The 26,429-nt window shown below is 69.0% G+C and carries 29 protein-coding genes; 1 reads left to right on the forward strand and 28 read right to left on the reverse strand.

All coding sequences use genetic code 11. The annotated features are described in order from the left end of the window. From rpmD to rpsL, 24 genes are all read right to left on the reverse strand, one after another. The gene (gene rpmD / locus BCD48_RS24465; protein WP_071050716.1) at window positions 1-183 is read right to left on the reverse strand and encodes a 50S ribosomal protein L30; all 183 of its coding nucleotides are present in this window, start codon (window positions 181-183) and stop codon (window positions 1-3) included. Further along, window positions 183-794 carry a 30S ribosomal protein S5 gene (rpsE, locus tag BCD48_RS24470; RefSeq protein ID WP_007514837.1) on the reverse strand — a complete coding sequence of 204 codons (612 nt, stop codon included), beginning with the start codon at window positions 792-794 and terminating at the stop codon, window positions 183-185. The genes rpmD and rpsE overlap by 1 nt, the downstream gene beginning before the upstream one ends. 28 nt (window positions 795-822) lie before the next feature. Continuing rightward, window positions 823-1,197 carry a 50S ribosomal protein L18 gene (gene rplR / locus BCD48_RS24475; protein WP_071050717.1) on the reverse strand — a complete coding sequence of 125 codons (375 nt, stop codon included), beginning with the start codon at window positions 1,195-1,197 and terminating at the stop codon, window positions 823-825. A gap of 10 nt (window positions 1,198-1,207) precedes the next feature. After that, a complete protein-coding gene (gene rplF, locus BCD48_RS24480) occupies window positions 1,208-1,744 on the reverse strand; it encodes a 50S ribosomal protein L6 (RefSeq protein ID WP_071050718.1) in 537 nt (178 codons plus the stop codon). 11 nt (window positions 1,745-1,755) lie between these two features. Then, on the reverse strand, window positions 1,756-2,163 hold the full coding sequence (gene rpsH / locus BCD48_RS24485) for a 30S ribosomal protein S8 (protein WP_071050719.1): 408 nt from the start codon (window positions 2,161-2,163) through the stop codon (window positions 1,756-1,758). Between the two features lie 117 nt (window positions 2,164-2,280). Continuing rightward, window positions 2,281-2,466 (reverse strand): type Z 30S ribosomal protein S14, encoded by a 186-nt coding sequence (locus BCD48_RS24490; RefSeq protein ID WP_006539145.1) that lies wholly within the window; start codon window positions 2,464-2,466, stop codon window positions 2,281-2,283. Between the two features lie 4 nt (window positions 2,467-2,470). Then, a complete protein-coding gene (gene rplE / locus BCD48_RS24495; protein WP_071050720.1) occupies window positions 2,471-3,049 on the reverse strand; it encodes a 50S ribosomal protein L5 in 579 nt (192 codons plus the stop codon). 69 nt (window positions 3,050-3,118) lie between these two features. Continuing rightward, window positions 3,119-3,445, reverse strand: coding sequence for a 50S ribosomal protein L24 (gene rplX / locus BCD48_RS24500; protein WP_116271646.1), 327 nt, complete (start codon window positions 3,443-3,445; stop codon window positions 3,119-3,121). A gap of 3 nt (window positions 3,446-3,448) precedes the next feature. After that, complete coding sequence (gene rplN, locus BCD48_RS24505) at window positions 3,449-3,817, reverse strand: 50S ribosomal protein L14 (protein ID WP_007514830.1); 369 nt, start codon at window positions 3,815-3,817, stop codon at window positions 3,449-3,451. Window positions 3,818-3,945: 128 nt separating this feature from the next. Next, window positions 3,946-4,251 carry a 30S ribosomal protein S17 gene (rpsQ, locus tag BCD48_RS24510; protein ID WP_071050722.1) on the reverse strand — a complete coding sequence of 102 codons (306 nt, stop codon included), beginning with the start codon at window positions 4,249-4,251 and terminating at the stop codon, window positions 3,946-3,948. Between the two features lie 5 nt (window positions 4,252-4,256). Continuing rightward, window positions 4,257-4,499 carry a 50S ribosomal protein L29 gene (gene rpmC, locus BCD48_RS24515; RefSeq protein WP_007514828.1) on the reverse strand — a complete coding sequence of 81 codons (243 nt, stop codon included), beginning with the start codon at window positions 4,497-4,499 and terminating at the stop codon, window positions 4,257-4,259. Then, window positions 4,499-4,915 carry a 50S ribosomal protein L16 gene (rplP, locus tag BCD48_RS24520; RefSeq protein ID WP_071050723.1) on the reverse strand — a complete coding sequence of 139 codons (417 nt, stop codon included), beginning with the start codon at window positions 4,913-4,915 and terminating at the stop codon, window positions 4,499-4,501. The genes rpmC and rplP overlap by 1 nt, the downstream gene beginning before the upstream one ends. Before the next feature lie 4 nt (window positions 4,916-4,919). Beyond that, the gene (gene rpsC, locus BCD48_RS24525) at window positions 4,920-5,927 is read right to left on the reverse strand and encodes a 30S ribosomal protein S3 (RefSeq protein WP_071050724.1); all 1,008 of its coding nucleotides are present in this window, start codon (window positions 5,925-5,927) and stop codon (window positions 4,920-4,922) included. After that, entirely contained in the window at window positions 5,927-6,337 is a 411-nt protein-coding gene (gene rplV / locus BCD48_RS24530) for a 50S ribosomal protein L22 (RefSeq protein ID WP_083419131.1), read from the reverse strand. Before rplV ends, rpsC begins: the two co-directional genes overlap by 1 nt. Beyond that, the gene (gene rpsS / locus BCD48_RS24535; RefSeq protein ID WP_007514823.1) at window positions 6,330-6,611 is read right to left on the reverse strand and encodes a 30S ribosomal protein S19; all 282 of its coding nucleotides are present in this window, start codon (window positions 6,609-6,611) and stop codon (window positions 6,330-6,332) included. Before rpsS ends, rplV begins: the two co-directional genes overlap by 8 nt. Window positions 6,612-6,698: 87 nt before the next feature. Continuing rightward, entirely contained in the window at window positions 6,699-7,532 is an 834-nt protein-coding gene (gene rplB, locus BCD48_RS24540) for a 50S ribosomal protein L2 (RefSeq protein WP_071050725.1), read from the reverse strand. A gap of 18 nt (window positions 7,533-7,550) precedes the next feature. Then, on the reverse strand, window positions 7,551-7,847 hold the full coding sequence (rplW, locus tag BCD48_RS24545) for a 50S ribosomal protein L23 (protein ID WP_007514820.1): 297 nt from the start codon (window positions 7,845-7,847) through the stop codon (window positions 7,551-7,553). Continuing rightward, a complete protein-coding gene (gene rplD, locus BCD48_RS24550; protein WP_071050726.1) occupies window positions 7,844-8,536 on the reverse strand; it encodes a 50S ribosomal protein L4 in 693 nt (230 codons plus the stop codon). The genes rplW and rplD overlap by 4 nt, the downstream gene beginning before the upstream one ends. Then, on the reverse strand, window positions 8,533-9,231 hold the full coding sequence (rplC, locus tag BCD48_RS24555) for a 50S ribosomal protein L3 (protein WP_071050727.1): 699 nt from the start codon (window positions 9,229-9,231) through the stop codon (window positions 8,533-8,535). Before rplC ends, rplD begins: the two co-directional genes overlap by 4 nt. A gap of 16 nt (window positions 9,232-9,247) precedes the next feature. Continuing rightward, window positions 9,248-9,556, reverse strand: a complete 309-nt coding sequence (gene rpsJ, locus BCD48_RS24560) for a 30S ribosomal protein S10 (RefSeq protein ID WP_007514815.1) — start codon at window positions 9,554-9,556, stop codon at window positions 9,248-9,250. Window positions 9,557-9,856: 300 nt separating this feature from the next. Beyond that, entirely contained in the window at window positions 9,857-11,050 is a 1,194-nt protein-coding gene (gene tuf / locus BCD48_RS24565; RefSeq protein WP_071050728.1) for an elongation factor Tu, read from the reverse strand. A gap of 123 nt (window positions 11,051-11,173) precedes the next feature. Beyond that, a complete protein-coding gene (gene fusA, locus BCD48_RS24570) occupies window positions 11,174-13,267 on the reverse strand; it encodes an elongation factor G (RefSeq protein WP_071050729.1) in 2,094 nt (697 codons plus the stop codon). Between the two features lie 6 nt (window positions 13,268-13,273). Then, on the reverse strand, window positions 13,274-13,744 hold the full coding sequence (rpsG, locus tag BCD48_RS24575; protein ID WP_007514811.1) for a 30S ribosomal protein S7: 471 nt from the start codon (window positions 13,742-13,744) through the stop codon (window positions 13,274-13,276). Continuing rightward, window positions 13,745-14,119 (reverse strand): 30S ribosomal protein S12, encoded by a 375-nt coding sequence (rpsL, locus tag BCD48_RS24580; RefSeq protein ID WP_007514810.1) that lies wholly within the window; start codon window positions 14,117-14,119, stop codon window positions 13,745-13,747. 945 nt (window positions 14,120-15,064) lie between these two features. Here rpsL and mug point away from each other — a divergent pair. Continuing rightward, a complete protein-coding gene (gene mug, locus BCD48_RS24585) occupies window positions 15,065-15,700 on the forward strand; it encodes a G/U mismatch-specific DNA glycosylase (RefSeq protein WP_083419132.1) in 636 nt (211 codons plus the stop codon). A 136-nt stretch (window positions 15,701-15,836) separates the two neighbouring features. Here the strand turns inward: mug and BCD48_RS24590 are convergent, their stop codons facing one another. The 4 genes from BCD48_RS24590 to rplJ form a co-directional block, all read right to left on the reverse strand. Further along, window positions 15,837-19,730 (reverse strand): DNA-directed RNA polymerase subunit beta', encoded by a 3,894-nt coding sequence (locus tag BCD48_RS24590; protein ID WP_071050730.1) that lies wholly within the window; start codon window positions 19,728-19,730, stop codon window positions 15,837-15,839. A 96-nt stretch (window positions 19,731-19,826) separates the two neighbouring features. Then, window positions 19,827-23,249, reverse strand: a complete 3,423-nt coding sequence (gene rpoB, locus BCD48_RS24595) for a DNA-directed RNA polymerase subunit beta (protein WP_071050731.1) — start codon at window positions 23,247-23,249, stop codon at window positions 19,827-19,829. Between the two features lie 1,590 nt (window positions 23,250-24,839). Beyond that, complete coding sequence (rplL, locus tag BCD48_RS24600) at window positions 24,840-25,232, reverse strand: 50S ribosomal protein L7/L12 (protein WP_071050732.1); 393 nt, start codon at window positions 25,230-25,232, stop codon at window positions 24,840-24,842. 126 nt (window positions 25,233-25,358) lie between these two features. After that, entirely contained in the window at window positions 25,359-25,922 is a 564-nt protein-coding gene (gene rplJ, locus BCD48_RS24605; RefSeq protein ID WP_071050733.1) for a 50S ribosomal protein L10, read from the reverse strand. Between the last annotated feature and the right edge of the window lie 507 nt (window positions 25,923-26,429).

The following is a 26,429-nucleotide window of genomic DNA, read 5'->3' on the forward strand; positions in this document are numbered from 1 at the left end:
TCAGTCCACTTCCTCGACCGTGACGAGGTGCGCCACGGTCCTGATCATGCCACGGACCTGCGGGGTGTCCTCACGCGTGGTGGTCGCCCTGATCTTCCGCAGGCCGAGGGTCCTCAGCGTCGCCCGCTGGTTATGGGTGCCGCCGATCTCGGACTTCACCTGGGTGATCAACAGGGAGGCCATCACGCACCAGCCGCCGCGGCCCGTGCCCGCAGCATCGCCGGCGGGGCCACGTCCTCGAGCGGCAGGCCGCGGCGGGCCGCGATCTCCTCGGGACGAGTCAGCCCGCGCAGCGCGGCCACGGTCGCGTGCACGATGTTGATCGGGTTGGACGAGCCGAGCGACTTCGACAGCACGTCGTGCACGCCGGCGCACTCCAGCACGGCGCGCACCGGGCCGCCGGCGATGACGCCGGTACCCGGGGATGCCGGCTTCAGCAGCACGACGCCAGCGGCCGCCTCGCCCTGGATCGGGTGCGGAATCGTCGCTCCGATCCGCGGGACCTTGAAGAAGTGCTTCTTGGCCTCCTCGACGCCCTTGGCGATCGCCGCGGGCACCTCCTTGGCCTTCCCGTAGCCGACGCCGACGGTGCCGTCCGCGTCCCCGACCACGACGAGCGCGGTGAAACTGAACCGGCGCCCACCCTTGACGACCTTGGCTACCCGGTTGATCGCGACGACGCGCTCGACGTAGGCGGTCTTCTCCTGCGCCTGGCCGCCTCCCGAGCGGTCTCGGCGCTCGCGGCGGTCGGAGCCGCCGCCGGCACCGCCGCCACGGCGCTGCTGCCCTGGCATCTCTAGAACATCCCCTTCGTAGAACCCATCAGAAGTCCAGCCCCGCCTCGCGGGCCGCGTCGGCGAGCGCCGCGATCCGGCCGTGATAGGTGCGCCCACCCCGGTCGAACACCACGGCGGACAGCCCGGCGGCCTTCGCTCGCTCGGCCAGGAGCTTGCCGACCTCACGGGCGAGGGCGGTCTTGTCGCCTTCGGCGCCGCGCAGCGAGGCGTCGAGCGTCGAGGCGGATGCCAAGGTATGGCCGGCGACGTCGTCGATGACCTGGGCGTAGATGTGCCGCGAGGAACGACTGACGACGAGGCGCGGACGGACCGGGGTGCCGGAGACCCGCTTGCGCACCCGGACGTGCCGGCGCAGCCGCGCGGTCCGGCGCCGAGCGCTGGCGGTGAGGCTCACAGCCATGATCTATCTCCTACTTCCCGGTCTTCCCGACCTTGCGGCGGACGACCTCGCCCTGGTAGCGCACGCCCTTGCCCTTGTACGGGTCAGGCTTGCGCAGGCCACGGATCTTGGCCGAGACCTCGCCGACCAGCTGCTTGTCGATGCCGTGCACGACGAAGCGGGTCGGCGCCTGGACCTCGAACCGGATGCCCTCCGGCGCCTTGACCGGCACCGAGTGGCTGTAGCCGAGCGCGAACTCCAGGTCAGAGCCCCTGGCCTGGACGCGGTAACCGACGCCGACGATCTCCAGCGTCTTCGAGTACCCGTCGGTGACACCGATGACCATGTTGGAAACCAGCGTCCGGGTCAGGCCGTGCAGCGCGCGCGAGTTGCGCTCGTCGTCGGGACGGCTGACCACGATCTTGCCCTCTTCCTGGGCGACCGTGATCGGCGCGGCGACGGTGTGCGAAAGGGTGCCCTTGGGGCCCTTGACGGTGACGTGCTGGCCATCGAGGGACACCTCGACGCCGCTCGGCACCTGAATCGGCAGACGGCCGATGCGTGACATGTCGGCACCCCCTACCAGACGAAGGCGAGGACTTCGCCGCCCACGCCGCGCTTGCCCGCCTGCCGGTCGGTCAGCAGCCCCGTGGACGTGGAGATGATCGCCACGCCCAGGCCGCCGAGCACCTTCGGCAGGTTGGTCGACTTCGCGTACACCCGCAGGCCGGGCTTGCTGATGCGCTTCACACCCGCGATCGAGCGCTCCCGGTTGGGGCCGTACTTCAGGTCCACTACGAGGTTCTTGCCAGGCCCGTCGTTCTCGGGCGCCTCGACGTGCCAGCCGAGGATGTAGCCCTCCTGCTGCAGGATCTCGGCGATGTGCACCTTGATCTTGCTGTGTGGCATCACCACCCGGTCGTGGTACGCCCGGTTGGCATTGCGGACGCGCGTGAGCATGTCCGCAATCGGATCGGTCATCGTCATGAGTTGACGCCTTCCTCACGGGGGTTCCCGCGATCCCTGCTGGGTCCCGGGCCTACCGCGACTGGGTGGTGCTACCGAGCTGACCCTCGAAGTGAACCCCGGAGGCCAGAAATGATCTTACCAGCTGCTCTTGGTAACGCCCGGCAGCTCACCTCGGTGCGCCATCTGCCGCAGGCACACGCGGCAGAGCCCGAACACCCGGTAGACCGAGCGCGGCCGGCCGCACCGCTGGCAGCGGGTGTAGCCGCGGACCGCGTACTTCGGCTTGCGAGCAGCCTTCTCGACTAGCGCCTTCTTCGCCATGCTTCTAGTTCTCCCTGAACGGGAAGCCCAGCGCGCGCAGGAGCGCCCGGCCCTCGTCGTCAGTGGTGGCGGTGGTGACGACCGTGATGTCCATGCCACGCACCCGGTCGATCCTGTCGATGTCGATCTCGTGGAAGATCGACTGCTCGGTCACGCCGAACGTGTAGTTGCCGCGCCCGTCGAACTGCTTGGGCGACAGGCCACGGAAGTCACGGATGCGGGGCAGCGCGATCGTGACGAGCCGGTCGAGGAACTCCCACATCCGGTCGCCGCGCAGGGTCACCTTCGCCCCGATCGGCATGCCCTCGCGCAGCTTGAACTGGGCGATGGACTTGGTCGCCCGGCGCACCGCCGGCTTCTGGCCGGTAATGGCGGCCAGGTCGCGCAGCGCGCCGTCGATGAGCTTGGCGTCGCGGGCAGCGTCGCCGACACCCATGTTGACGACGACCTTCACGACGCCGGGGGTCTGCATGACGTTCGCGTAGCCGAACTGCTCACGCAGCGCCGGCGAGATCTCCTCGCGGTAGCGCTGCTTGAGCCGCGGCAGGGCGGGCGCCGCTGGAGCCTCAGTGGTCACAGTCATTAGCCTCGTCCAATTTCACTGGTGGCCTCCAGCAATGCCAGAGGAAAAGATTTTGGCATCGCTTTCGGCCTAGAGCTCGGTACCCGTGCGCCGCGAGATGCGCACCTTGGTACCGTCCTCATTGATCTTGTAACCGACTCGGGTCGGCTTCCCGTCGCTCGGGTCCACGATCGCGACATTGCTGACGTGGATCGGAGCCTCCTGGGTGACGATGCCACCCGACTGCGAGCCACGGGTCGTGGTCTGGACGCGAGTGTGCCGGGTGACCCGGTTCGCCCCCTCCACGACCACCTTGTTCTCCGTGGGGAGGGCTCGGATGACCTTCCCCTTCAGTCCGCGGTCCTTGCCGGAGATGACCTGGACCGTGTCGCCCTTCTTAATCTTCATACCGGCCACGGCCTACAGCACCTCCGGTGCCAGCGAAATGATCTTCATGAACTTCTTGTCCCGCAACTCGCGCCCGACCGGCCCGAAGATGCGGGTGCCTCGAGGGTCCCCACCGTCCCGGATGAGCACAGCGGCGTTCTCGTCGAACCGGATGTAGGAGCCGTCCGGCCGCCGGCGCTCCTTCGCGGTGCGCACCACGACCGCCTTCACCACGTCGCCGCGCTTCACGCCGGCGCCGGGCAGGGCGTCCTTAACCGTGCCGACGATGATGTCGCCGATCCCCGCGTACCGACGACCCGAACCGCCGAGCACCCGGATGCACAGGATCTCCCGCGCGCCCGTGTTGTCGGCGACCCTCAGGCGCGTCTCCTGCTGAATCACTTCGAGCTCCTGACCCGCTTGCGGCGAATTTCCTTATCACCGTTGAAGCCCGCCGCGACCGGGAGGCTTCGCCATCCTGCCGGACGCTCCGCCGCCGATCGCGGCGGAGCCTCCGGCACCGCCTGTTACTACTTGGCCTTCTCCAGAACGCGGACGACTCGCCAGCGCTTGGTGGCCGACAGCGGCCGGGTCTCCATCAGGAGCACCCGGTCGCCGACGCCGCACGCGCTTTCCTCGTCGTGCGCCTTGACCTTCTTCGTCCGGCGGATCGTCTTGCCGTAGAGCGGGTGCTGAACCCTGTCCTCCACCGCGACGACGACCGTCTTCTGCATCTTGTCGCTGACCACGAGGCCCTCACGGACCTTGCGGAAGCCCCTGGAGGCGCTGTCCGTGCCGGCCGTGGCGCCAGCCTCGTTGGTGCTCTCGTCTGCCACTGCGCTCACTCCGCTGTCTCGTCGGCAAGGCTCGGGTCGACGGTCAGGCCGAGCTCACGCTCGCGCATCACCGTGTAGATCTTGGCGATGTCGCGCCGGACGGCCCGCAGCCGCCGGTTGTTCGAGAGCTGCCCGGTCGCGTTCTGGAACCGGAGGTTGAACAGCTCCTCCTTGGCCTCGCGAAGCTTGTCCACGAGGTCGTCGCCGGACAGCGCGCGCAGATCGTCCGCGCTGGTGGCGGTAGCCATCACGCACCACCTTCACGGGTCACGAACCGGCACTTCATCGGGAGCTTGTGGATCGCGCGGCGCATGGCTTCGCGGGCCACCGGCTCAGCGACACCGGACAGCTCGAACATGATCCGGCCGGGCTTGACGTTGGCGATCCACCACTCCGGCGAGCCCTTGCCGGAACCCATCCGGGTCTCGGCCGGCTTCTTGGTCAGCGGACGGTCCGGGTAGATGTTGATCCAGACCTTTCCGCCGCGGCGGATGTGCCGGGTCATGGCGATACGAGCCGACTCGATCTGCCGGTTGGTCACGTACGCCGGCTCCAGCGCCTGGATCGCGAACTCACCGAACGCGATACTGGTCCCGCCCTTGGCGGCACCGGTCCGCCTCGGGTGGTGCTGCTTGCGGTGCGCGACCTTACGGGGAATCAGCATTGTCCTACTCCTCCGCCTTCTCCGGCGCCGCCGTCTCGGCGGCGGCCGGTGCCGGCGACGCGTCCGGGGTGACCGCGGTGGCGGTCGGCTCCGGCGTCACGGCGGGCGTCGGCTCTGGCGCGGCCGTCGCCTCAGGCACGGCGGGTGCCGTCGCCTCAGGCTCGGCGGGCGTCGTCTCAGGCGTGACCGGCGCCGCCGGCGTGGCCTGCTCGCCGCCGCCGCCGCCCCTGCCCCGACGCTCGCCGCGCTGCCGCTCAGCGGCCGCGCGACCCGCCTCGGTGCCGCCCGCCGTCGTGCCGGACGAGCCGGAGCGCGGACCGCGACGCGGCGGGCGCTCCCGCCGGTGCTGGCGCGTCAGCGCCTCCTGGGCCTCGCGCTCGGCGCGGCTCTGCACGATGTCGCCCTTGTAGATCCAGACCTTCACGCCGATACGGCCGAAGGTGGTGCGTGCCTCGTAGAAGCCGTAGTCGATGTCGGCCCGCAGGGTGTGCAGCGGCACCCGGCCCTCGCGGTAGAACTCCGACCGGCTCATCTCGGCGCCGCCCAGACGTCCGGAGCACTGCACCCGGATGCCCTTCGCGCCGCCCTTCATCGCGGTCTGCATCGCCTTGCGCATCGCGCGGCGGAAGCTGACGCGGCTGGAGAGCTGCTCGGCCACGCCCTGCGCGACGAGCTGCGCGTCCACCTCGGGGTTCTTGACCTCGAGGATGTTGAGCTGGACCTGCTTGCCGGTCAGCTTCTCCAGGTCGCCGCGGATGCGGTCGGCCTCCGCGCCGCGGCGGCCGATGACGATGCCCGGCCGAGCGGTGTGGATGTCGACGCGCAGGCGTCCCTGGGTGCGCTCGATGTCGACCCGGCTGATGCCGGCCCGCTCCATGCCCTTGGACATCATCTTGCGGATCTTGACGTCCTCACCGACATACGCCTTGTACTGCTTGTCGGCGTACCAGCGCGACGTGAACTCCGACGTGATGCCGAGCCGGAACCCGTGCGGGTTGACCTTCTGCCCCACTACCGGGCCCTCCTGTTCGTGGCATCATCCGCGGGCGCAACGCTTTCGACCACGATCGTGATGTGGCTGGTCCGCTTACGGATGCGGTAGGCGCGGCCCTGTGCCCGTGGGCGGATCCGCTTGAGCGTCGGGCCTTCGTCCACGTATGCCTCGCCGACGAACAGCGTGGTCGGGTCGAGGCCGTGGTTGTTCTCCGCGTTCGCGATGGCGCTGCGCACGACCTTGTACACGTCGGTGCTGGCGGACTGCGGCGCGAAGGTGAGGATGTCGAGTGCCTCCTGCGCGGACCGGCCGCGGACCAGGTCGATGACCCGGCGCGCCTTGGTCGGCGAGATCCGCACGTAACGAGCCGTCGCCTTGGCGCCGGGCAGGCCGGCGCGGGTCAGGCCGTCGACGAGGTCGTCAGCCACGGCGTGACCTCCGGTCTTCCTTCACGTGGCCGCGGAAGGTCCGGGTCGGGGCGAACTCCCCGAGCTTGTGACCGACCATGCCCTCGGTGACGAACACCGGAACGTGCTTACGGCCGTCGTGCACCGCGATGGTGTGGCCCAGCATGTCCGGAATGATGGTCGAGCGACGCGACCACGTCTTGATGACGTGCTTGGTGCCCTTCTCGTTCTGCACGTCCACCTTCTTGAGCAGGTGGTCGTCGACGAACGGGCCCTTCTTCAGGCTGCGTGGCATTGTGTCTCCTCCTCCCTGCTCAGTGGTGGTTCTCGGCGGGAACGCCGGCGCGGTGGCTGCACGCGGCCTGGGCCGCTGCTACCGCGCTCATCGGCGCTTCGCCTTCTTGCGGTTGCTGACGATCAGATTGTCGCTGGCCTTGCGGGTGGCCCTGGTGCGGCCCTCCGGACGGCCCTTCGGGTTGACCGGGTGGCGGCCACCGGAGGTCTTGCCCTCACCACCACCGTGCGGGTGGTCGACCGGGTTCATGGCCACACCACGCACGGTCGGGCGGCGGCCCTTCCAGCGCATCCGGCCGGCCTTGCCCCAGTTGATGTTGCTCTGCTCCGCGTTGCCGACCTCGCCGACGGTCGCCCGACAGCGGGCGTCCACCTTGCGCATCTCCCCGGAGGGCATCCGGAGCTGGGCGTACGGCCCGTCCTTCGCGACCAGCTGCACGCTCGCGCCGGCGCTGCGGGCGATCTTCGCCCCGCCGCCGGGCCGCAGCTCGACGTTGTGGATGACGGTACCGGTCGGGATGTTGCGCAGCGGCAGGGCGTTGCCCGGCTTGATGTCCGCGCCGACGCCCGAGCTGACCACGTCGCCCTGCTTGAGTTTCACCGGGGCGACGATGTAGCGCTTCTCGCCGTCCGCATAGTGCAGCAGCGCGATCCGGGCCGTGCGGTTCGGGTCGTACTCGATGTGCGCGACCTTGGCCGGCACGCCGTCCTTGTCCCGACGGAAGTCGATCAGCCGGTAGGCGCGCTTGTGGCCGCCGCCCTGGTGGCGGGTGGTGATCCGGCCGTGCGCATTGCGGCCGCCCTTGGAATGCAGGGGGCGGACCAGCGACTTCTCCGGGTGGTCACGAGTGATCTCGACGAAGTCGGAGACACTCGCGCCGCGGCGGCCCGGGGTGGTGGGCTTGTAACGACGAATTCCCATGACTAATCCAGCTCTCCGTTACGCGCCCGGGCCACCGAAGATCTCGATGGAGTCCCCGGGGGCCAGGCTGACCATGGCCCGCTTGGTGGCCTTGCGCTGGCCCCAGCCGTACTTGGTCCGCTTGCGCTTGCCAGGCCGGTTGATGGTGTTGACGCTCAGCACCCGGACGTTGAAGATCTGCTGGACCGCGATCTTAATCTGGGTCTTGTTCGCGTCTGGGCGGACGATGAACGTGTAGACGTTCTCGTCCAGCAGGCCGTAGCTCTTCTCCGAGACGACCGGCTTGAGGATGATGTCGCGCGGGTCGGGGATCACTGGTCCGCCTCCTCGGCGTCGGCCGCCGCCTTGCCTCGGCCGACGAACGCGGCGAGCGCGGCCTCGGTGAACACGACGTCGTCGCTGATCAGCACGTCATAGGTGTTGAGCTGGCCCGGGTCGAGCAGGTGCACCGTCGGGACGTTGCGCAGGCTCTTCCAGGTCAACTCGTCGATCCGCTCGGCCACGACGAGCACGTGCCGGCTGTCGGCGAGCGTGCTCAACGCGGTGAGCGCCGCCTTGGTCGACGGGGTCTCGCCCTCGGCCAGCGAGGAGACGACGTGCACCCGGTTGGCGCGGGCCCGGTCCGAGAGGGCGCCGCGCAGCGCGGCGGCCTTCATCTTCTTCGGGGTCCGCTGCTCGTAGTTGCGCGGCGTCGGGCCGTGCACGGTGCCACCGCCGGCGAACTGCGGGGCACGCGTCGAGCCCTGCCGGGCGCGGCCGGTGCCCTTCTGCCGGTACGGCTTCTTGCCGCCGCCGCGAACCTCGCCGCGGGTCTTGGTGTCGTGGGTGCCCTGGCGGGCCGCAGCCTGCTGGGCCACCACAACCTGGTGGATCAGCGGGACGTTCACCTGAACGTCGAAGATCTCGCCAGGCAGCTCGGCGGTGCCGGCCTCGCCACCGGCCAGCGCGTGCACCGTCACGGTGCGCGTTTCGCCGGCGTCGGCCTTGCGGAACATCGTGGTCATGCCGACACCTCAGCCTTCTGGGCGTCCGCCGGCTGGAAGGCGGCCGGGGCCGGCCGCTTCGCCGCGCTGCGCACGAAGACCAGCCCGCCATCCACACCGGGGACGGCGCCCTTGATCAGCAGCAGGCCCCGCTCGGCGTCGACCGCGTGCACGGTCAGGCCGGCGACGGTCACCCGCACGTTGCCCATCCGGCCAGCCATCCGCAGGCCCTTGAAGACCCGGCCCGGGGTGGCACAGCCACCGACCGAGCCCGGCGAGCGGTGCTTGCGCTCGACGCCGTGACCGGCGCCCAGGCCCTTGAAGCCATGCCGCTTCATGACGCCGGCGAAGCCCTTGCCCTTGGACGTGCCGGTGACGTCGACGACCTGGCCGGCCTCGAAGACAGAGCTGTCGAGCTCCAGGCCGGCGGTGTAGTTGCCCGCGTCGGCGGTCCGCAGCTCGGCCAGGTGGCGTCGCGGAGTCACGCCGGCGACGCCGAAATGCCCCCGGGTCGGCTTGTTGACCTTGCGCGGGTCGATCTCGCCGTAGCCGAGCTGGACAGCCGAGTAGCCATCGGTGTCCGGAGTCTTCACCTGGGTGACCACGTTAGGGCCAGCCTCGATCACGGTGATCGGTACGACGCGGTTCTGCGCGTCCCAGACCTGGGTCATCCCGAGCTTGGTGCCCAGGATCCCTCGGTAGTTTCGGTTGAGCATGGCTGCGCCCGGTCCCTTACAGCTTGATCTCGATGTCGACACCGGCGGGGAGGTCGAGGCGCATCAGCGAGTCGACCGTCTTCGGCGTCGGGTCAAGGATGTCGATAAGCCGCTTGTGCGTCCGCATCTCAAAGTGCTCGCGGCTGTCCTTGTATTTGTGCGGCGACCGGATGACGCAGTAGATGTTCTTCTCCGTCGGCAGCGGCACGGGACCCGCGACCTGCGCCCCGGTCCGGGTCACGGTCTCGACAATCTTGCGCGCCGAGCTGTCGATGACCTCGTGGTCATAGGCCTTGAGCCGGATGCGGATCTTCTGTGCCGCCATGGTGGGCTTCGCCTGTCCTGTCTGTCTCGTCACCCGGGGTACCGCGACCGGGCTCCCTGGGCTGATACCTACATTGGGCTCCAGGCGCGCGAGGCTTCGCCATCATCGCGCGCCCTTCGCCCGTGCACCGGTCGCCGGGCGTTACCACTTCTTCTTCGCCCTTCTCCCGGGCGCTCCGGGTTCGGGGCCGTGCACCAGCCGCAGGTCAAGACGTTGCGACTGGCGGTGATGCCGGTAGCCAGCGGCGGGCGGCGGGGCCTGGCGTCGATGACGCCCGACCCGCGCCGCCCAAACGCGGAACTACTTGACGACCTTCAGGACCTGGCCGGCGCCGACGGTGCGGCCACCCTCACGGATGGCGAACCGCAGGCCCTCCTCCATGGCGATCGGCTGGATCAGCTCGACCACCATTTCGGTGTTGTCGCCCGGCATGACCATCTCGGTGCCCTCGGGGAGGGTCACGACGCCGGTCACGTCGGTCGTCCGGAAGTAGAACTGCGGCCGGTAGTTGTTGAAGAACGGCGTGTGGCGGCCGCCCTCGTCCTTGTTCAGGATGTAGACCCGGGCCTCGAACACGGTGTGCGGCGTGATGCTCTTCGGCTTCACGACGACCTGGCCGCGCTCGACGTCCTCGCGCTTGATGCCACGCAGGAGCAGACCGACGTTGTCACCGGCCTGGCCCTGGTCGAGCAGCTTGCGGAACATCTCGACACCCGTGACCGTGGTGGTCTGGGTCTCCTGCTTGATACCGACGATCTCGACGGTCTCCGACACCTTGACGATGCCGCGCTCGACTCGACCGGTGACGACGGTGCCGCGGCCGGTGATCGTGAAGACGTCCTCGATGGGCATCAGGAACGGCTTCTCGATGTCACGCACCGGCTCGGGGATCGACTCGTCGACCGCGTCCATCAGCTCGAGGAGCTTCGCACCCCACTCCTTGTCGCCCTCGAGGGCCTTCAGAGCGGAGACGCGGATGACCGGAAGGTCGTCACCCGGGAACTCGTAGATGGACAGCAGCTCGCGGACCTCGAGCTCGACGAGCTCCAGGATCTCCTCGTCGTCCACCATGTCGGCCTTGTTCAGGGCCACCACGATGTACGGCACGCCGACCTGGCGGGCGAGAAGCACGTGCTCCTTGGTCTGCGGCATCGGGCCGTCGGTCGCCGACACGACCAGGATCGCGCCGTCCATCTGGGCGGCACCCGTGATCATGTTCTTGATGTAGTCGGCGTGACCGGGGCAGTCGACGTGGGCGTAGTGCCGCTTGTCGGTCTGGTACTCGACGTGCGCGATGGAGATGGTGATACCGCGGGCCTTCTCCTCGGGCGCCTTGTCGATCTGGTCGAACGGGGTGAACGGGTTCAGGTCCGGGTGGGCGTCGTGCAGGACCTTGGTGATCGCCGCCGTCAGCGTGGTCTTGCCATGGTCAATGTGACCGATGGTGCCGATGTTGACGTGCGGTTTGGTCCGCTCGAACTTCTGCTTCGCCACGGGTGTCCCTCCAAGGACGGGTGGTGTCTTGCTGTAGATCGTCTTGTTCGGGGTCCGGGGGGACCGTGCCCCCGGACATCCGCTGGCGCGGAGATCCGGGGACCGCTCCGCCCCGGACGGGCGTTACTCCCCGCGGGCCTTCGCGATGATGTCCTTCGCGACGTTGTTGGGGACTTCGGCGTAGGAGTCGAACTGCATGGAGTAGTTCGCCCGGCCCGAGGTCTTCGACCGCAGGTCGCCGACGTAGCCGAACATCTCCGAAAGCGGCACCAGCGCCCGGATGATCCGGGAGCCACCGCGCTCGTCCATCGCCTGGATCTGCCCGCGCCGCGAGTTCAGGTCGCCGATGACCTCACCCATGTAGTCCTCGGGGGAGGTGACCTCGACGGACATCATTGGCTCGAGCAGGACCGGGTCGGCCTTCCGCGCCGCCTCCTTGAACGCCATCGAACCGGCGATCTTGAAGGCGAGCTCGGAGGAGTCGACCTCGTGGTACTGGCCGTCCAGCAGGGTGACCTTTACGTCGACCAGCGGGTAGCCAGCGAGCACACCGAACTCCATGGCCTCCTGGCAGCCCGCATCCACGCTCGGGATGTACTCCTTCGGGATGCGACCGCCGGTGACCTTGTTCTGGAACTCGTAGCCACCGCCGTCGCCGCCGGAAGGTTCGAGATTGATGATCACCCGCGCGTACTGACCGGAACCGCCGGTCTGCTTCTTGTGGGTGTAATCGACCTTCTCGACCTTCTTGCGGATGGTCTCCCGGTACGCGACCTGCGGACGGCCGACGTTGGCGTCGACGCTGTACTCGCGCTTCATCCGGTCGACCAGCACCTCGAGGTGCAGCTCGCCCATGCCCGAGATGACCGTCTGGCCGGTTTCCTCGTCGGTGCGGACCTGGAAGGTCGGGTCCTCCTCGGCGAGCCGCTGGATCGCGGTGCCCAGCTTCTGCTGGTCGGCCTTCGTCTTCGGCTCGATCGCGACGTGGATGACCGGAGCCGGGAATGTCATCGACTCCAGCACGACCGGCGCGTTCGGGTCGCAGAGGGTGTCACCGGTGGTGGTGTTCTTCAGCCCGACGACCGCGACGATCTGGCCGGCGCCGACGCCGTCCCGATCCTCCCGGTGGTTGGCGTGCATCTGCAGGATGCGGCCGATCCGCTCCTTGCGGTCCTTGGTGGAGTTGAGCACCGCCGAACCGGACGAGAGCCTGCCGGAGTACACCCGGATGTAGGTCAGCTTGCCGACGTACGGGTCAGACATGATCTTGAAAGCGAGCGCGGAGAACGGCTCGTCCTCGGTGGCCTCGCGAATGACCTCGACCTCTTCGTTGCCCGGCTTGTGACCGACGGTCCTGCCGACGTCGGTCGGGCTGGGCAGGAAGTCGACGACGGCGTCGAGCATGGGCTGCACGCCCTTGTTCTTGAACGCCGTGCCGCACATGACCGGGTTGATCGCACTGGTGAGGGTGGCCCGTCGGATCGCCGCGACCAGCTCCTCGACGGTGGGCTCCGTGCCCTCGAGGTACTTCTCCATCAGGTCGTCGTCGTTCTCGGCGACGGTCTCGAGGAGCTTGTCGCGCCACTCCTGCGCGGCCTCCTCGTGGTCGCGCGGGATGTCGACGACGTCGTAGGAGGCGCCCTTGTCCTCGGAGTGCCAGATCAGGCCCTTCATCCGGACCAGGTCGATGACGCCCTTGAAGTCGGACTCGACGCCCCACGGGAGCTGGATGACGGCCGGCGTCGCGTCGAGCCGGTCGATCATCATCTCCACGCAGCGGTGGAACTCCGCGCCGACCCGGTCCATCTTGTTGACGAACGCGATCCGCGGCACGTTGTACCGGTCGGCCTGGCGCCACACCGTCTCGCTCTGCGGCTCCACGCCGGCAACCGCGTCGAACACCGCGACCGCACCGTCGAGCACCCGCAGCGACCGCTCCACCTCGACGGTGAAGTCGACGTGGCCGGGGGTGTCGATGATGTTGATGGTGTGGTCTCGCCAGATACAGGTGGTGGCGGCGGAGGTGATGGTGATCCCCCGCTCCTGCTCCTGCTCCATCCAGTCCATCGTGGCGCCGCCGTCGTGCACTTCACCGATCTTGTAGTTCACACCGGTGTAGTAGAGGATGCGCTCGGTCGTGGTGGTCTTACCCGCGTCGATGTGGGCCATGATCCCGATGTTGCGGGTCGTGGCCAGGGCGGCACGTACATCAGCCATAACAGGTCACCAGCGGTAGTGGGCGAAGGCCTTGTTGGACTCCGCCATCTTGTGGGTGTCCTCCCGGCGCTTCACGCTCGCGCCGAGACCATTGCTCGCGTCGATCAGCTCGTTCATGAGCCGCTCGGTCATCGTCTTCTCGCGGCGGCCGCGCGAGTAGGCGACCAGCCAGCGCAACGCCAGGGTGGTGCTGCGGCCGGCGCGGACCTCGATCGGCACCTGGTAGGTGGCGCCACCGACCCGGCGGCTGCGCACCTCCAGCGTCGGCTTGACGTTGTCCAGCGCGCGCTTGAGCGTCACGACCGGGTCGTTGCCGGTCTTCTCACGGGCGCCCTCAAGCGCGCCGTAGACGATCCGCTCGGCGATCGACTTCTTGCCGCTCATCAGCACCTTGTTGACCAGAGAGGTCACCAGCGGCGACCCGTACACCGGGTCGACGACGACAGCGTGCTTGGGAGCGGGCCCTTTGCGCGGCATCTAGCCCTTCTCCTTCTTCGCGCCGTAGCGGCTACGGGCCTGCTTGCGGTTGCGGACACCCTGGGTGTCCAGCGCGCCACGGACGATCTTGTAGCGAACGCCCGGGAGGTCCTTCACTCGGCCGCCGCGCACCAGGACCATCGAGTGCTCCTGGAGGTTGTGGCCGACACCCGGGATGTACGCGGTGACCTCGATCCCGCTGGACAGCCGGACACGGGCGACCTTGCGCAGCGCCGAGTTCGGCTTCTTCGGGGTGGTCGTGTAGACCCGGGTGCACACGCCACGACGCTGCGGGCTCCCCTTGAGGGCAGGGGTCTTGGTCTTCTCGACCTTGTCCTGCCGGCCCTTGCGGACCAGCTGCTGGATCGTGGGCAACTGCGCTCCCGTTCCTCTTCCGTCGCGGTGCTGTTCTCTCGCCTGGCGTGCCGGGCACACGAGGACGGCTGCCACCTGGGGTTCCAGGTTGCCCGCCGACCCACGCGGTCGGGCGTGTCGCGCCTGCCAGCACCCCTCAGCCGTCAGCCGAGTCGTCCTGAGAGGAGCGCGCCTGCCCGCTCATCAGCACAGTCCCGCCGGCATCCGCCGGCGTCCCTGAGACGAAGCAGGCCCGACAGTCGCCGACGGCGTCCAGTTCGCCAACCGTCTCTGGCCGCAACTCGCCCGGGGATACCCGTAGGTCACCCGTGCTCCGCGGCCCGCGTCATCTGGCCGGGAAGAGATCCCCAGACAGAAACGCTCGGTCGTCAGTCTGGCGCCACAGCGCCACATCGGGGCGCAGGACACACGCCAGAGTCACGTGGACTCCGGCCACAGGACGCAACATTACCCCACGCCCACGTCAAGTGTCGAACCGGGTGTCATCCGCGCCCACGGCCCTTCTCGGGCCGCCCGCCGAGCGCCACCGGAGGTGCGGCGCCTCACCTGCCGCCCTCCGAGATGACCCGCCGAGTCCGGGGTGTCCCCCGGCTCGCACAGCCGGTCGGTTTCGTCGTCGTTGACGTGTCGTGTGCTGGCTATGGGGCCAGCCGCCCGGTTCCGCTGCTACCCCGCCGGGGCACCAGGTACTGCTGAACCTTCATCGAGCGAAGATCGACATCGGGGGTCCGGGGGTCGCCCCCGGGGTCGCATCACGGCCGCCCCGGGAAGCCGACCGCAGGTCGGCGAACAGGATGAGCCAGCTCGCGGTGGGTTACCGATGTCGGTCCCGCGGTGCCATTGTGCAGGTCTGGCAGGCTGGGCGGGAGTGAAACGACAAGGTTGGCGTTATCGGGACAGCGGGGGTCACCGGGTCTTCGCCCAACGATGACGATGGGAGCGCGCATGGTGAGTACAGGCGCCGCGACGGACGCAGCACCGGGCATCAGCGCCGACGCAGGGACGGACGGAGGCACGCCCGTTGACCCGCGCCGAAAGCCGACCCGAGCCGAGCTCGACGCCGCCTACGGACGCGCCGTCCCAGACCTGATCGCCCCTGGGTTGAAGGTGCTCATCTGCGGGATCAACCCGTCGCTCGCCGCCGGCGCGACCGGTTTCCACTTCGGCGGCACCGCGAACCGGCTGTGGGCGACGCTGCACCAGGCCGCCTTCACCGACCGCCAGCTGCACCCGTCCGAGACCGGCGAGCTGCTCGCCCGCGGCATCGGCATCACCAACATCGTCAACCGCGCCACCGCCCGCGCGGACGAGATCCACGACGACGAGATCCGCGCCGGCGTCGGCCGGCTAACGGCCACCGTCGAGCGCTACCAGCCCGGCTGGCTGGCCTTCCTGGGTCTCGGCGCCTACCGCATCGCCTTCGGCCAGAAGAAGGCCCCTGTAGGCCGCCAGCCCGACCACCTGGGCTCGACGGGAGTCTGGCTCCTCCCGAACCCCAGCGGCCTCAACGCCCACTACTCGCTCCAGGCCCTCGTCGAGGCCTACCGCGAGCTTTACGAAGCCGCCTACGCGCCCTCGTAGCGGGTTCGGCCGGTCCTCCTTCAGTCCTGCCCTCGCCGAGTCGTGGGAGGGCCGCGGTCGGGAACCGCTCGAATCGCCAACGGCGGGCGCCCCCGAAGGGACGCCCGCCGCCGTTCGTTCGACCAGGATCTGCCGATTAACGGTAGTCGCGGCTGCCGAAGTCGAACTCGTCGAGCGGGACGGCCTGGCCGGTGCCGGTGCCGAAGGCGCCGTACTCGACCGTGCCGGCCTCGTCGAAGCCGCCGACCGTGTACATGGCGGCCCGCGCCTCCTCGGTCGGCTCGACCCGGATGTTGCGGTACCGCGTGATGCCGGTGCCGGCCGGGATGAGCTTGCCGATGATGACGTTCTCCTTCAGGCCGACCAGCGAGTCCGACCGGGCGTTGATCGCCGCGTCGGTGAGCACCCGGGTGGTCTCCTGGAAGGAGGCCGCCGACAGCCACGACTCGGTGGCCAGCGACGCCTTGGTGATGCCCATGAGCACCGGCCGGGCCGACGCCGGCTGGCCGCCGGACTCGACGACGCGCCGGTTCTCGCTCTCGAACCTGCCCCGCTCGACCAGCTCACCTGGCAGCAGCGTCGTCTCACCCGACTCGAGGACGTTCACCCGCTTGAGCATCTGACGGATGATGATCTCGATGTGCTTGTCGTGGATCGACACACCCTGCGACCGGTACACCTCCTGCACCTGGTCGACCAGGTGCAGCTGGACCTGGCGCGGGCCGAGGATGCGCAGCACCTCGTGCGGGTCGACGGCACCGTCGATGAGCTGGGTGCCCACGTCGATGTGCTCGCCCTCGGCGACCCGCAGGCGGGAACGCCGCGGCACCGGGTAGGCCATCTCCTCGGAGCCGTCGTCGGGGACGACGACGACCTTGAAGGTCTTCTCCGTCTCCTCGATCTTGATCCGGCCGACGACCTCGCTGATCGGGGCCTTGCCCTTGGGGCTGCGGGCCTCGAACAGCTCGACCACTCGCGGCAGACCCTGCGTGATGTCGTCACCGGCGACGCCGCCAGCGTGGAACGTACGCATGGTCAGCTGGGTGCCCGGCTCACCGATCGACTGGGCGGCGACGATGCCGACCGCCTCGCCGACGTCGACGAGCTTGCCGGTCGCGAGCGAGCGGCCGTAGCACTGCGCGCACACGCCGCGACGCGACTCGCAGGTCAGCGCCGAGCGGATCCGGACGGTCTCGATCCCGGCCTCGAGCAGCTGGCCGATGACGACGTCGCCGAGGTCGGCGCCCGCCGGCACGATGACCTCGCCGCCCGAGTCGAGGGCGTCCGCGGCCAGCGTCCGCGCATAGGCCGACGTCTCCGCGTACCGGTCGCGGACCAGCTGGCCGCTCACGCGGTCCTTCGTCGCGATGCGGGTCATCACACCGCGCTCGGTGCCACAGTCGTCGTCGCGGACGATGACGTCCTGGCTGACGTCGACGAGCCGGCGGGTCAGGTAGCCGGAGTCGGCGGTCCGCAGCGCCGTGTCGGCGAGGCCCTTGCGGGCGCCGTGCGTGGAGATGAAGTACTCCAGCACGGACAGGCCCTCGCGGAAGTTCGCCTTGATCGGCCGCGGGATGATCTCGCCCTTCGGGTTGGAGACCAGGCCACGCATGCCGGCGAGCTGGCGGATCTGCATCATGTTTCCGGCCGCGCCGGAGTTGACCAGCGTCGCGACCGGGTTGGTCGGCGGGAAGTGGTCCTCCATCGCCTTCGCGACCTCGCTCGTCGCGTTGGTCCAGATCTGGACCAGCTCGCTGCGGCGCTCGTCGTCGGAGAGGAAGCCGCGCTCGAACTGCTTCTGGACCTTCTCGGCGAGGTCCTCGTACTTGGCGAGGATCTCGGTCTTGTTCGGCGGCGCGATGACGTCCTCGATCGCGACGGTCACCCCGGACCGGGTGGCCCAGTAGAAACCGGCGCTCTTGAACGCGTCCAGCGTCGCCGCGACCTGGGCCTTCGGGTACCGCTCGGCCAGGTCGTTGACGATCGCGGCCTGGTCCCGCTTGTGCAACAGCTCGTTGATGAACGGGTAGCCCTCCGGCAGCGCCTCGTTCAGCAGGCAACGCCCGAAGGTCGTCTCCAGGGTGAACGGGTCGCCGGGGATCCAGTCCGCGGGCGCTTCCCAGTCGGTCGGCGGCGTGTGGTCGCGCAGCCGGACCTTGATGATCGTCTGCAGGCCGATCTCGTGCGCGTCGAAGGCCATCTGCGCCTCGGCCACGCTGGAGAACGACCGGCCCTCGCCGAGGCCGCCGCTCTCGGCCAGCCGGGTCAGGTGGAACACCCCGGTGACCATGTCGAGGCTCGGCATGGCCAGCGGACGGCCGGACGCCGGCGAGAGGATGTTGTTGCTCGACAGCATCAGGATCCGGGCCTCGGCCTGCGCCTCGGCGGACAGCGGCAGGTGCACCGCCATCTGGTCGCCGTCGAAGTCCGCGTTGAACGCGGTGCAGACCAGCGGGTGGATCTGGATGGCCTTGCCCTCGACCAGCTGCGGCTCGAAGGCCTGGATGCCGAGGCGGTGCAGCGTCGGCGCCCGGTTCAGCAGCACCGGGTGCTCGGTGATGACCTCCTCGAGCACGTCCCAGACGACCGGCCGCGCGCGCTCCACCATCCGCTTGGCGGACTTGATGTTCTGCGCGTGGTTCAGGTCGACCAGCCGCTTCATCACGAACGGCTTGAACAGCTCCAGCGCCATCTGCTTGGGCAGGCCGCACTGGTGCAGCTTCAGCTGCGGGCCGACGACGATGACCGAACGGCCGGAGTAGTCGACACGCTTGCCGAGCAGGTTCTGGCGGAACCGGCCCTGCTTGCCCTTGAGCATGTCCGACAGCGACTTGAGCGGACGGTTGCCGGGCCCGGTGACCGGGCGGCCGCGGCGGCCGTTGTCGAACAGCGCGTCGACGGCCTCCTGCAGCATCCGCTTCTCGTTGTTGACGATGATCTCGGGCGCGCCGAGGTCGAGCAGCCTCTTGAGCCGGTTGTTCCGGTTGATGACCCGGCGGTAGAGGTCGTTCAGGTCCGACGTGGCGAACCGGCCGCCGTCGAGCTGCACCATCGGGCGCAGGTCCGGCGGGATGACCGGGACGCAGTCGAGCACCATCCCCATCGGGGAGTTGCGGGTGTTCAGGAACGCCGAGACGACCTTGAGCCGCTTCAGCGCCCGGGCCTTCTTCTGGCCCTTGCCGGTGCGGATCGTCTCCCGCAGCGACTCGGCCTCGGCCGCGAGGTCGAAGTCGGCGAGGCGGCGCTGCAGCGCCTCCGCGCCCATGCCGCCCTCGAAGTACTGGCCGAACCGGTCGCGCAGCTCGCGGTAGAGAAGCTCGTCCGGCTCCAGGTCCTGGACCTTCATGCCCTTGAAGCGGTCGAAGACCCGGTCCAGCTCGTCGATCTTGCGCTGGGCGCGGTCACGGATCTGGCGCATCTCGCGCTCGGCCGACTCCCGCACCTTGCGGCGCGCGTCGCCCTTGGCGCCCTCGGCCTCCAGCTGGGCCAGGTCCGCCTCCAGCTTGCGCTGGCGGGCCTCGACGTCGGCGTTCTTGCGGTCCTCCATGCCCTGCTTCTCGACGCCGATGCGGGCCTCGAGGGTCGGCAGGTCACGGTGGCGCGCGTCGACGTCCACCTTTGTGATCATGTAGGCGGCGAAGTAGATGACCTTCTCGAGGTCCTTCGGCGCCAGGTCCAGCAGGTAGCCGAGCCGGCTCGGCACACCCTTGAAGTACCAGATGTGGGTGACCGGGGCGGCCAGCTCGATGTGCCCCATCCGCTCACGGCGCACCTTCGCGCGCGTGACCTCGACGCCGCAGCGCTCGCAGATGATGCCCTTGAACCGGACCCTCTTGTACTTACCGCAGTAGCACTCCCAGTCCCGGGTCGGACCGAAGATCTTCTCGCAGAAGAGCCCGTCCTTCTCCGGCTTGAGGGTGCGGTAGTTAATGGTCTCCGGCTTCTTGACCTCGCCGTGCGACCACTGGCGGATGTCGTCCGCGGTGGCCAGGCCGATGCGCAGCTCGTCGAAGAAGTTGACGTCCAGCAAGACTGTCGCCTGCTCTCTCTTTCTCAGTCGGGACGCTCAGTCAGGTCAGCGGGTGTTGGCCGGGCCGCCCGCGATCGCGGGCGGCCCGGCCGGCCGTCAGACCTCCTCGACGCTGCTCGGCTCCCGCCGAGACAGGTCGATCCCAAGCTCCTCCGCCGCCCGGAACACGTCCTCGTCGGTGTCGCGCATCTCGATCTGAACGCCGTCGCTGGAGAGCACCTCGACGTTCAGGCACAGCGACTGCATTTCTTTGATGAGCACCTTGAAGGACTCGGGAATCCCGGGCTCCGGGATGTTCTCACCCTTGACGATCGCCTCGTAGACCTTGACCCGGCCGTGGACGTCGTCGGACTTGATCGTCAGCAGTTCCTGCAGGGCGTAGGCGGCGCCGTACGCCTCCAGCGCCCACACCTCCATCTCGCCGAACCGCTGGCCACCGAACTGCGCCTTACCACCCAGCGGCTGCTGAGTGATCATCGAGTAGGGGCCGGTCGAGCGAGCGTGGATCTTGTCGTCGACGAGGTGCAGCAGCTTGAGGATGTAGATGTAGCCGACCGCGACCGGGTACGGGTACTGCTCACCGGTGCGGCCGTCGAACAGCTTGGCCTTGCCCGACGACCCGATCAGCTGGACGCCGTCCCGGTTCGGGAGCGTGGAGTCCAGCAGGCCGGTGATCTCCTCCTCGCGGGCGCCGTCGAACACCGGGGTGGCGACGTTCTGGCCCGGGTTGGCCGCGTCCGCGCCGATGGTGCGCAGCCGCTCCTTCCACTCCTCCTTGCCGGCGTCGACCTGCCAGCCGGTCTTGGCGACCCACCCGAGGTGGGTCTCCAGGATCTGGCCGATGTTCATACGCCGCGGCACACCGTGCGGGTTGAGCACGACGTCGACGGGAGTGCCGTCCTCGAGGAACGGCATGTCCTCCTGCGGCATGATCTTGGCGATGACGCCCTTGTTGCCGTGCCGGCCGGCAAGCTTGTCACCGTCGGTGATCTTCCGCTTCTGGGCGACGTAGACCCGCACGAGCTCGTTCACGCCGGGCGGGAGCTCGTCGCCGTCCTCGCGGGCGAACACCCGGACGCCGATGACCTTGCCGGACTCGCCGTGCGGCACCTTCAGCGAGGTGTCCCGGACCTCCCGGGCCTTCTCACCGAAGATCGCGCGCAGCAGCCGCTCCTCCGGGGTCAGCTCGGTCTCGCCCTTGGGAGTGACCTTGCCGACCAGCACGTCGCCGGGGTTCACCTCGGCGCCGATCCGGATGATCCCGCGCTCGTCGAGGTCGGCGAGGACCTCTTCGGCGACGTTCGGGATGTCGCGGGTGATCTCCTCCGGGCCGAGCTTGGTGTCCCGGGCGTCGACCTCGTGCTCCTCGATGTGGATCGAGGAGAGGACGTCGTCCTGGACGAGCCGCTGAGAGAGGATGATCGCGTCCTCGTAGTTGTGCCCCTCCCATGGCATGAAGGCGACCAGCAGGTTCTTGCCGAGCGCCATCTCGCCGTTGTCGGTGCACGGCCCGTCCGCGATCACCTGGCCGGCCTCGACGCGGTCGCCCTCGTCGATGATCGGCTTCTGGTTGATGCAGGTGCCCTGGTTGGAGCGGCGGAACTTGGCCAGCCGGTAGGTGCGCCGGGTGCCGTCGTCGTGCATGACGGTGATGTAGTCGGCGGACAGGTCCTCGACCACGCCGGCCTGCTGGCAGACGACCACGTCACCGGCGTCCTTGGCCGCGCGGGCCTCCATGCCGGTGCCGACCAGCGGCGACTCCGAGCGCAGCAGCGGCACGGACTGGCGCTGCATGTTCGAGCCCATGAGCGCGCGGTTCGCGTCGTCGTGCTCAAGGAAGGGGATCATGGCGGTCGCGACCGACACCATCTGGCGCGGCGAGACGTCCATGTAGTCGACCTCGTCCGGCGGGATGAACTCGACCTCGCCGCCCTTGCGTCGCACCAGCACCCGGTCCTCGGCGAAGGAGCCGTCCCCGGTCAGCGGGGCGTTCGCCTGGGCGACGACGTGCCGGTCCTCCTCGTCCGCGGTCAGGTAGTCGATCTGGTCGGTGACCCGGCCGGCGACCACCTTGCGGTACGGGGTCTCGACGAAACCGAACGGGTTGACCCGCGCGAACGTCGACAGCGAGCCAATGAGGCCGATGTTCGGGCCTTCCGGCGTCTCGATCGGGCACATCCGGCCGTAGTGGCTCGGGTGCACGTCGCGGACCTCCATGCCGGCCCGCTCCCGGGACAGACCGCCGGGGCCGAGCGCCGACAGGCGGCGCTTGTGGGTGAGGCCGGCCAGCGGGTTGGTCTGGTCCATGAACTGGGACAGCTGGCTGGTGCCGAAGAACTCCTTGATGGAGGCGACGACCGGTCGGATGTTGATCAGGGTCTGCGGCGTGATCGCCTCGACGTCCTGGGTGGTCATCCGCTCGCGGACGACGCGCTCCATCCGGGCGAGGCCGAGCCGCACCTGGTTCTGGATCAGCTCGCCGACCGTACGCAGCCGCCGGTTGCCGAAGTGGTCGATGTCGTCCACCTCGTACGCCGGGTCGATGCCCTCGTGAAGCTTCACGACGTACTCGATCGTGCGGACGACGTCCTCTTCGGTGAGCACGCCCACCGGGCCTTCCACGTGCAGACCCAGCTTCTTGTTCACCTTGTAACGGCCGACCTTGGCCAGGTCGTAGCGCTTCGGGTTGAAGAACAGGTTCTCCAGCAGCGTCTGCGCGGACTCACGCGTCGGCGGCTCGCCCGGGCGGAGCTTGCGGTAGATGTCGAGCAGCGCGTCGTCCTGGCCGGAGGTGTGGTCCTTCTCCAGCGTGACGCGCATCGACGGGTAGTCGCCGAAGCGCTCCAGGATGCGCGCCTCGTCCCAGCCGAGCGCCTTGAGCAGCACGGTGACGGACTGGCGGCGCTTGCGGTCGATGCGGACACCGACCGTGTCCCGCTTGTCGATCTCGAACTCCAGCCAGGCACCCCGTGACGGGATGACCTTGCAGGAGAAGAGGTCCTTGTCGGACGTCTTGTCGAGCGACTTCTCGAAGTACACGCCGGGCGAGCGGACGAGCTGGCTGACGACCACCCGCTCGGTGCCGTTGATGACGAACGTGCCCTTCGGGGTCATGAGCGGGAAGTCGCCCATGAACACGGTCTGGCTCTTGATCTCACCGGTGGTGTTGTTGGTGAACTCGGCGGTCACGAACATCGGCGCCGAGTAGGTCATGTCCTTGTCCTTGCACTCCTCGACGGAGTACTTGGACGGCTCGAACCGGTGATCCCGGAACGACAGGGACATGGAACCGGAGAAGTCCTCGATCGGAGAGATCTCCTCGAAGACCTCCTCCAGACCCGAGGTGAGGGGAACATCGTCGCGGGCGGCGTCGATGGACTCCTGGACCCTCTCCTGCCACGCATCGCTGCCGATCAGCCAGTCGAACGACTGCGTCTGCAGGGCGAGAAGGTCCGGGACCTCGAGGGGTTCGACGATCTTGGCGAACGAAATGCGGGAAGCGGAGCGCGAGGCGGCCAAGGTGGTCCTTCCGGGGGCCTGGCGTCGGGCGGGAGACGCCGAGGAGCCGTCGGGGCGGTCAGGTGATCAGTGTCTCGCCGTGTTTACACGCGGCGTTAGCGGGGTAGTGCGGCAGGTTGTCTCAGTGAGGACCGTCACGCCAGATCGGGCCGGATGCCGGGTCGTCAGACATGTCCGTCGGTCCCGGTCGCGCGAGGCGCGGCACCAGGAGGTCCAGAGTCGTCCGAGGGCGGGCGCCACAGCCGCCGTGCCGGCTGACGCCGGCAGGCGGGACGAGCTAGCGGTGACGGTTCTCTCGTGGGCGGGCGGGCAGAGACCGCACCGGTACGACCGGGGCGATCACGCTGACCCCTTTTCGCCGCACAGAGCCCATCAGACCTGGTCCCACGGGTGCGCGAACCCACCGGCCTGAACGTGAGGCGGCGGGAAGTCGCCCCAACGGCCCTCGCGGGAGGAGTACGGCGGGTCCGCCACGGTCGGCGGGAACGGATCTGAGAGGCTCAGTGCAACGAAAAGGACAGCGCAAACTAGCAGTGTAGCCCTAGGCCGCACTGCTGACAAGCCCCGTCGTCATGTCCGTTGTGCACTACTTCCGCGCTGCTCGCTGCCTGCCGCCGACCCGCCGTGTTCCCGCCGCTCCCGCCCTTCCCGCCTTCCCGTCCGTCTGTCGGCCGCGCGTCTACCCGACGCCCACGGCCCTCCGACCACCGCCACGCTGTGTCGCCGTGGTGGGATCGCCGCGACCGGCCGAGCCGAGGCCGTCAGGCCTGGACCCACCGGCCACGCGCCGCACCGACTGGTCGGCTCGGGTTGCCCCGATGGGAGATACCCTGCCCGACTTCGTCAGATCGCGGCGGTGGTCCGCCAAATGATGGAACTCCGTTGTTGGGGATGGAGTCAACCCCTCAGACGGACCGCATGTGCGGGTAGTTACCGTTCTGCCGCCCCGCCAGGCCGCGGCCACGTCGTCCGATGTCACACCGGGCGCGCAACGCCCGGTCCCCTGGGCCGCCCTCGCCCCCTCGCCGGAGCGTCCCACCAGCATCGGACACCCCCGCCGGCTTGGCCACTCCGCGGACGGGGCCGACACCCGTCCAACGGGCATCGAAAGCCTGGCCGTACATGGTTCCGGGCGAGGCTGGACGCTGGTCGCCGGACCGCGAACCGAGCCGTATATGGGCCACGCGCGGCCCGGCCGGCGCCGCGCCGATACCACTATCGTCACCAGCCACCCGGCCCGACGGACCGTAACCCATCCCGCCGGAGCGTGGCCACCCCCGACGTGCAGGTGTCGCCGCCAGGACCTTCCACAACGCCGCAGAAACGCCAACGAGGCGGGCGAAAGTCGCCCGCCTCGTCAGACGAAAAGCGGTAGCCGTCCAAAGACGGCGGCCACGCGTCCCAGTCGCCCGGCCGGTCAAGCCACGCGGTGCGGTGGGACGGCTTTGGCGAGCAACACACGCAACTCAGCCACAGGAAGCGACAGCGCATTAGCGCAAGGATCCCTGCCGGATCGGAGAAGCCGATCCGGCAGGGACCCCGGGCGCCGCCCGGCGGCCGGGCGCTCCCGCGCCCGGCCGCGGGAGCGCCCTACTTGACGGTGACGGTGGCGCCGGCGCCCTCGAGGGCCGCCTTGGCCTTGTCCGCCGCCTCCTTGGTGGCCTTCTCCAGGACCGGCTTCGGCGCGCCGTCCACGAGGTCCTTGGCCTCCTTGAGGCCCAGGCTCGTCAGGGCGCGGACCTCCTTGATGACCTGGATCTTCTTGTCGCCAGCGGCCTCGAGGATGACGTCGAACTCGTCCTGCTCCTCCACGGCCGGGGCGGCCTCGCCGCCGCCGCCCGGGCCGGCGACGGCCGCGACGGCGACCGGAGCGGCGGCCGTGACGCCGAAGGTGTCCTCGAACTGCTTCACGAACTCGGACAGCTCGAGCAGCGTCATCTCCTTGAACGCGTCGAGCAGGTCGCCTGTCGAGAGCTTCGCCATGATGGCGGTTCCTTCCTGTTCTGTGTCTTAGATCGTCGTGGTGCGGTCTGCCGGGCCGGGCCACGCGGGCCTGGCCGGCCGCTGCCGCGGGTGATACCTGGCTGGCTGGTCGCCGGTGCGGGCCGACTAGTCGACCGAGACGGCCTCGGCCGGCGCCTCGGCGGCGCCACCAGCCTCCGCCTCGCGCTTGGCGCGCAGCGCCTCGGCGAGCCGGGCGGCCTGCGACAGCGGCGCGGCGAACAGGCCGACGGCCTTGGCCAGCGAGCCGTTCATGGCGCCGGCCAGCTTGGCCAGCAGGACCTCGCGGGACTCGACGTCGGCGAGCTTGCGGATGTCGTCAGCCGACATCGGCTTGCCCTCGACGAAGCCACCCTTGACGACCAGGGCGGGGTTCGCGCGGGCGAAGTCCCGAAGACTCTTGGCGGCCTCGACCGGGTCACCGCTGACGAAGGCGACGGCGGTCGGCCCGGCGAGCAGGTCTTCGATGCCGGTCACGCCAGCACGCTCAGCGGCGATCTTGGTGAGGGTGTTCTTGACGACCGCGTACTTGGTCTCGGCACCCAGCGACCGGCGCAGCTCGGTGATCTGGCTGACGGTCATGCCGCGGTACTCGGTCAGGACAGCCGCGGTGGAGCCACGGAACTGGTCGGTGATCTCCGCCACGGCGGCGCTCTTCTCAGGGTTCGCCATCGGGCTCCTTGGGGGGAACGTGCCGGCCGTACCCGAAGGACCCCCTACAACGACGAACGCCCCGGCGCAGGCGCTCGGGGCGGGAAACCGTGCTCGCGTGGCTGGCATCCAAGATGCCCGCCGTCTCGACTACGGATCGCGTCCGTCACCTGCGCGGGCCGCCCAGAGTCTCCGGGCCTTCGGCCGTCCTCCGGCGGAGCAGGTGGACGGCGACCAGCGGTCTGTGGTGTAGAACTCCTGTCAATACTACATCCCTCAAACCACACACCCGTCACGCCCGGCCGCATCCCTCAAACCACACACGCTGTGCCGGTCAGGGCGGAAGGTTATTGCTGGTTCGCTCCGTGCTGTGTTGCTGGTTCGCTCCGTGCGGGCGGCGCGCTCCGGCCCCGTACTCGCTTCGCTCGTAGGAGGGCCTCCGCGAGGCGCGCCTCCGCGCCCAGCGCGGTTGCTTGCCGCTGTGACGTCACCAACCCGAAGACGGCCGCGTTCGCGGGGCCTTCGCTT

Source organism: Pseudofrankia coriaricola, assembly GCF_001854805.1.
Lineage (GTDB): Bacteria > Actinomycetota > Actinomycetes > Frankiales > Frankiaceae > Pseudofrankia.

Bases quoted from the DNA above. Each gene is read 5' to 3' on its own strand.
- rplE (WP_071050720.1), bottom strand. From the start codon at position 3,049: ATGACTGTGACCACTGAGGCTCCAGCGGCGCCCGCCCTGCCGCGGCTC.
- rplJ (WP_071050733.1), bottom strand. From the start codon at position 25,922: ATGGCGAACCCTGAGAAGAGCGCCGCCGTGGCGGAGATCACCGACCAG.
- rpsG (WP_007514811.1), bottom strand. From the start codon at position 13,744: ATGCCGCGCAAAGGGCCCGCTCCCAAGCACGCTGTCGTCGTCGACCCG.
- rplC (WP_071050727.1), bottom strand. From the start codon at position 9,231: ATGCTCAACCGAAACTACCGAGGGATCCTGGGCACCAAGCTCGGGATG.
- rplD (WP_071050726.1), bottom strand. From the start codon at position 8,536: ATGACCACGATGTTCCGCAAGGCCGACGCCGGCGAAACGCGCACCGTG.
- rpmC (WP_007514828.1), bottom strand. From the start codon at position 4,499: ATGGCTACCGCCACCAGCGCGGACGATCTGCGCGCGCTGTCCGGCGAC.
- rplB (WP_071050725.1), bottom strand. From the start codon at position 7,532: ATGGGAATTCGTCGTTACAAGCCCACCACCCCGGGCCGCCGCGGCGCG.
- mug (WP_083419132.1), top strand. From the start codon at position 15,065: ATGGTGAGTACAGGCGCCGCGACGGACGCAGCACCGGGCATCAGCGCC.
- rpsS (WP_007514823.1), bottom strand. From the start codon at position 6,611: ATGCCACGCAGCCTGAAGAAGGGCCCGTTCGTCGACGACCACCTGCTC.
- fusA (WP_071050729.1), bottom strand. From the start codon at position 13,267: ATGGCTGATGTACGTGCCGCCCTGGCCACGACCCGCAACATCGGGATC.
- rplF (WP_071050718.1), bottom strand. From the start codon at position 1,744: ATGTCACGCATCGGCCGTCTGCCGATTCAGGTGCCGAGCGGCGTCGAG.
- rplR (WP_071050717.1), bottom strand. From the start codon at position 1,197: ATGGCTGTGAGCCTCACCGCCAGCGCTCGGCGCCGGACCGCGCGGCTG.
- rpmD (WP_071050716.1), bottom strand. From the start codon at position 183: ATGGCCTCCCTGTTGATCACCCAGGTGAAGTCCGAGATCGGCGGCACC.
- rplP (WP_071050723.1), bottom strand. From the start codon at position 4,915: ATGCTGATTCCCCGTAAGGTCGCGCACCGCAAGCAGCACCACCCGAGG.
- BCD48_RS24490 (WP_006539145.1), bottom strand. From the start codon at position 2,466: ATGGCGAAGAAGGCGCTAGTCGAGAAGGCTGCTCGCAAGCCGAAGTAC.
- rpsH (WP_071050719.1), bottom strand. From the start codon at position 2,163: ATGACGATGACCGATCCGATTGCGGACATGCTCACGCGCGTCCGCAAT.
- rplL (WP_071050732.1), bottom strand. From the start codon at position 25,232: ATGGCGAAGCTCTCGACAGGCGACCTGCTCGACGCGTTCAAGGAGATG.
- rpsJ (WP_007514815.1), bottom strand. From the start codon at position 9,556: ATGGCGGCACAGAAGATCCGCATCCGGCTCAAGGCCTATGACCACGAG.
- rpsE (WP_007514837.1), bottom strand. From the start codon at position 794: ATGCCAGGGCAGCAGCGCCGTGGCGGCGGTGCCGGCGGCGGCTCCGAC.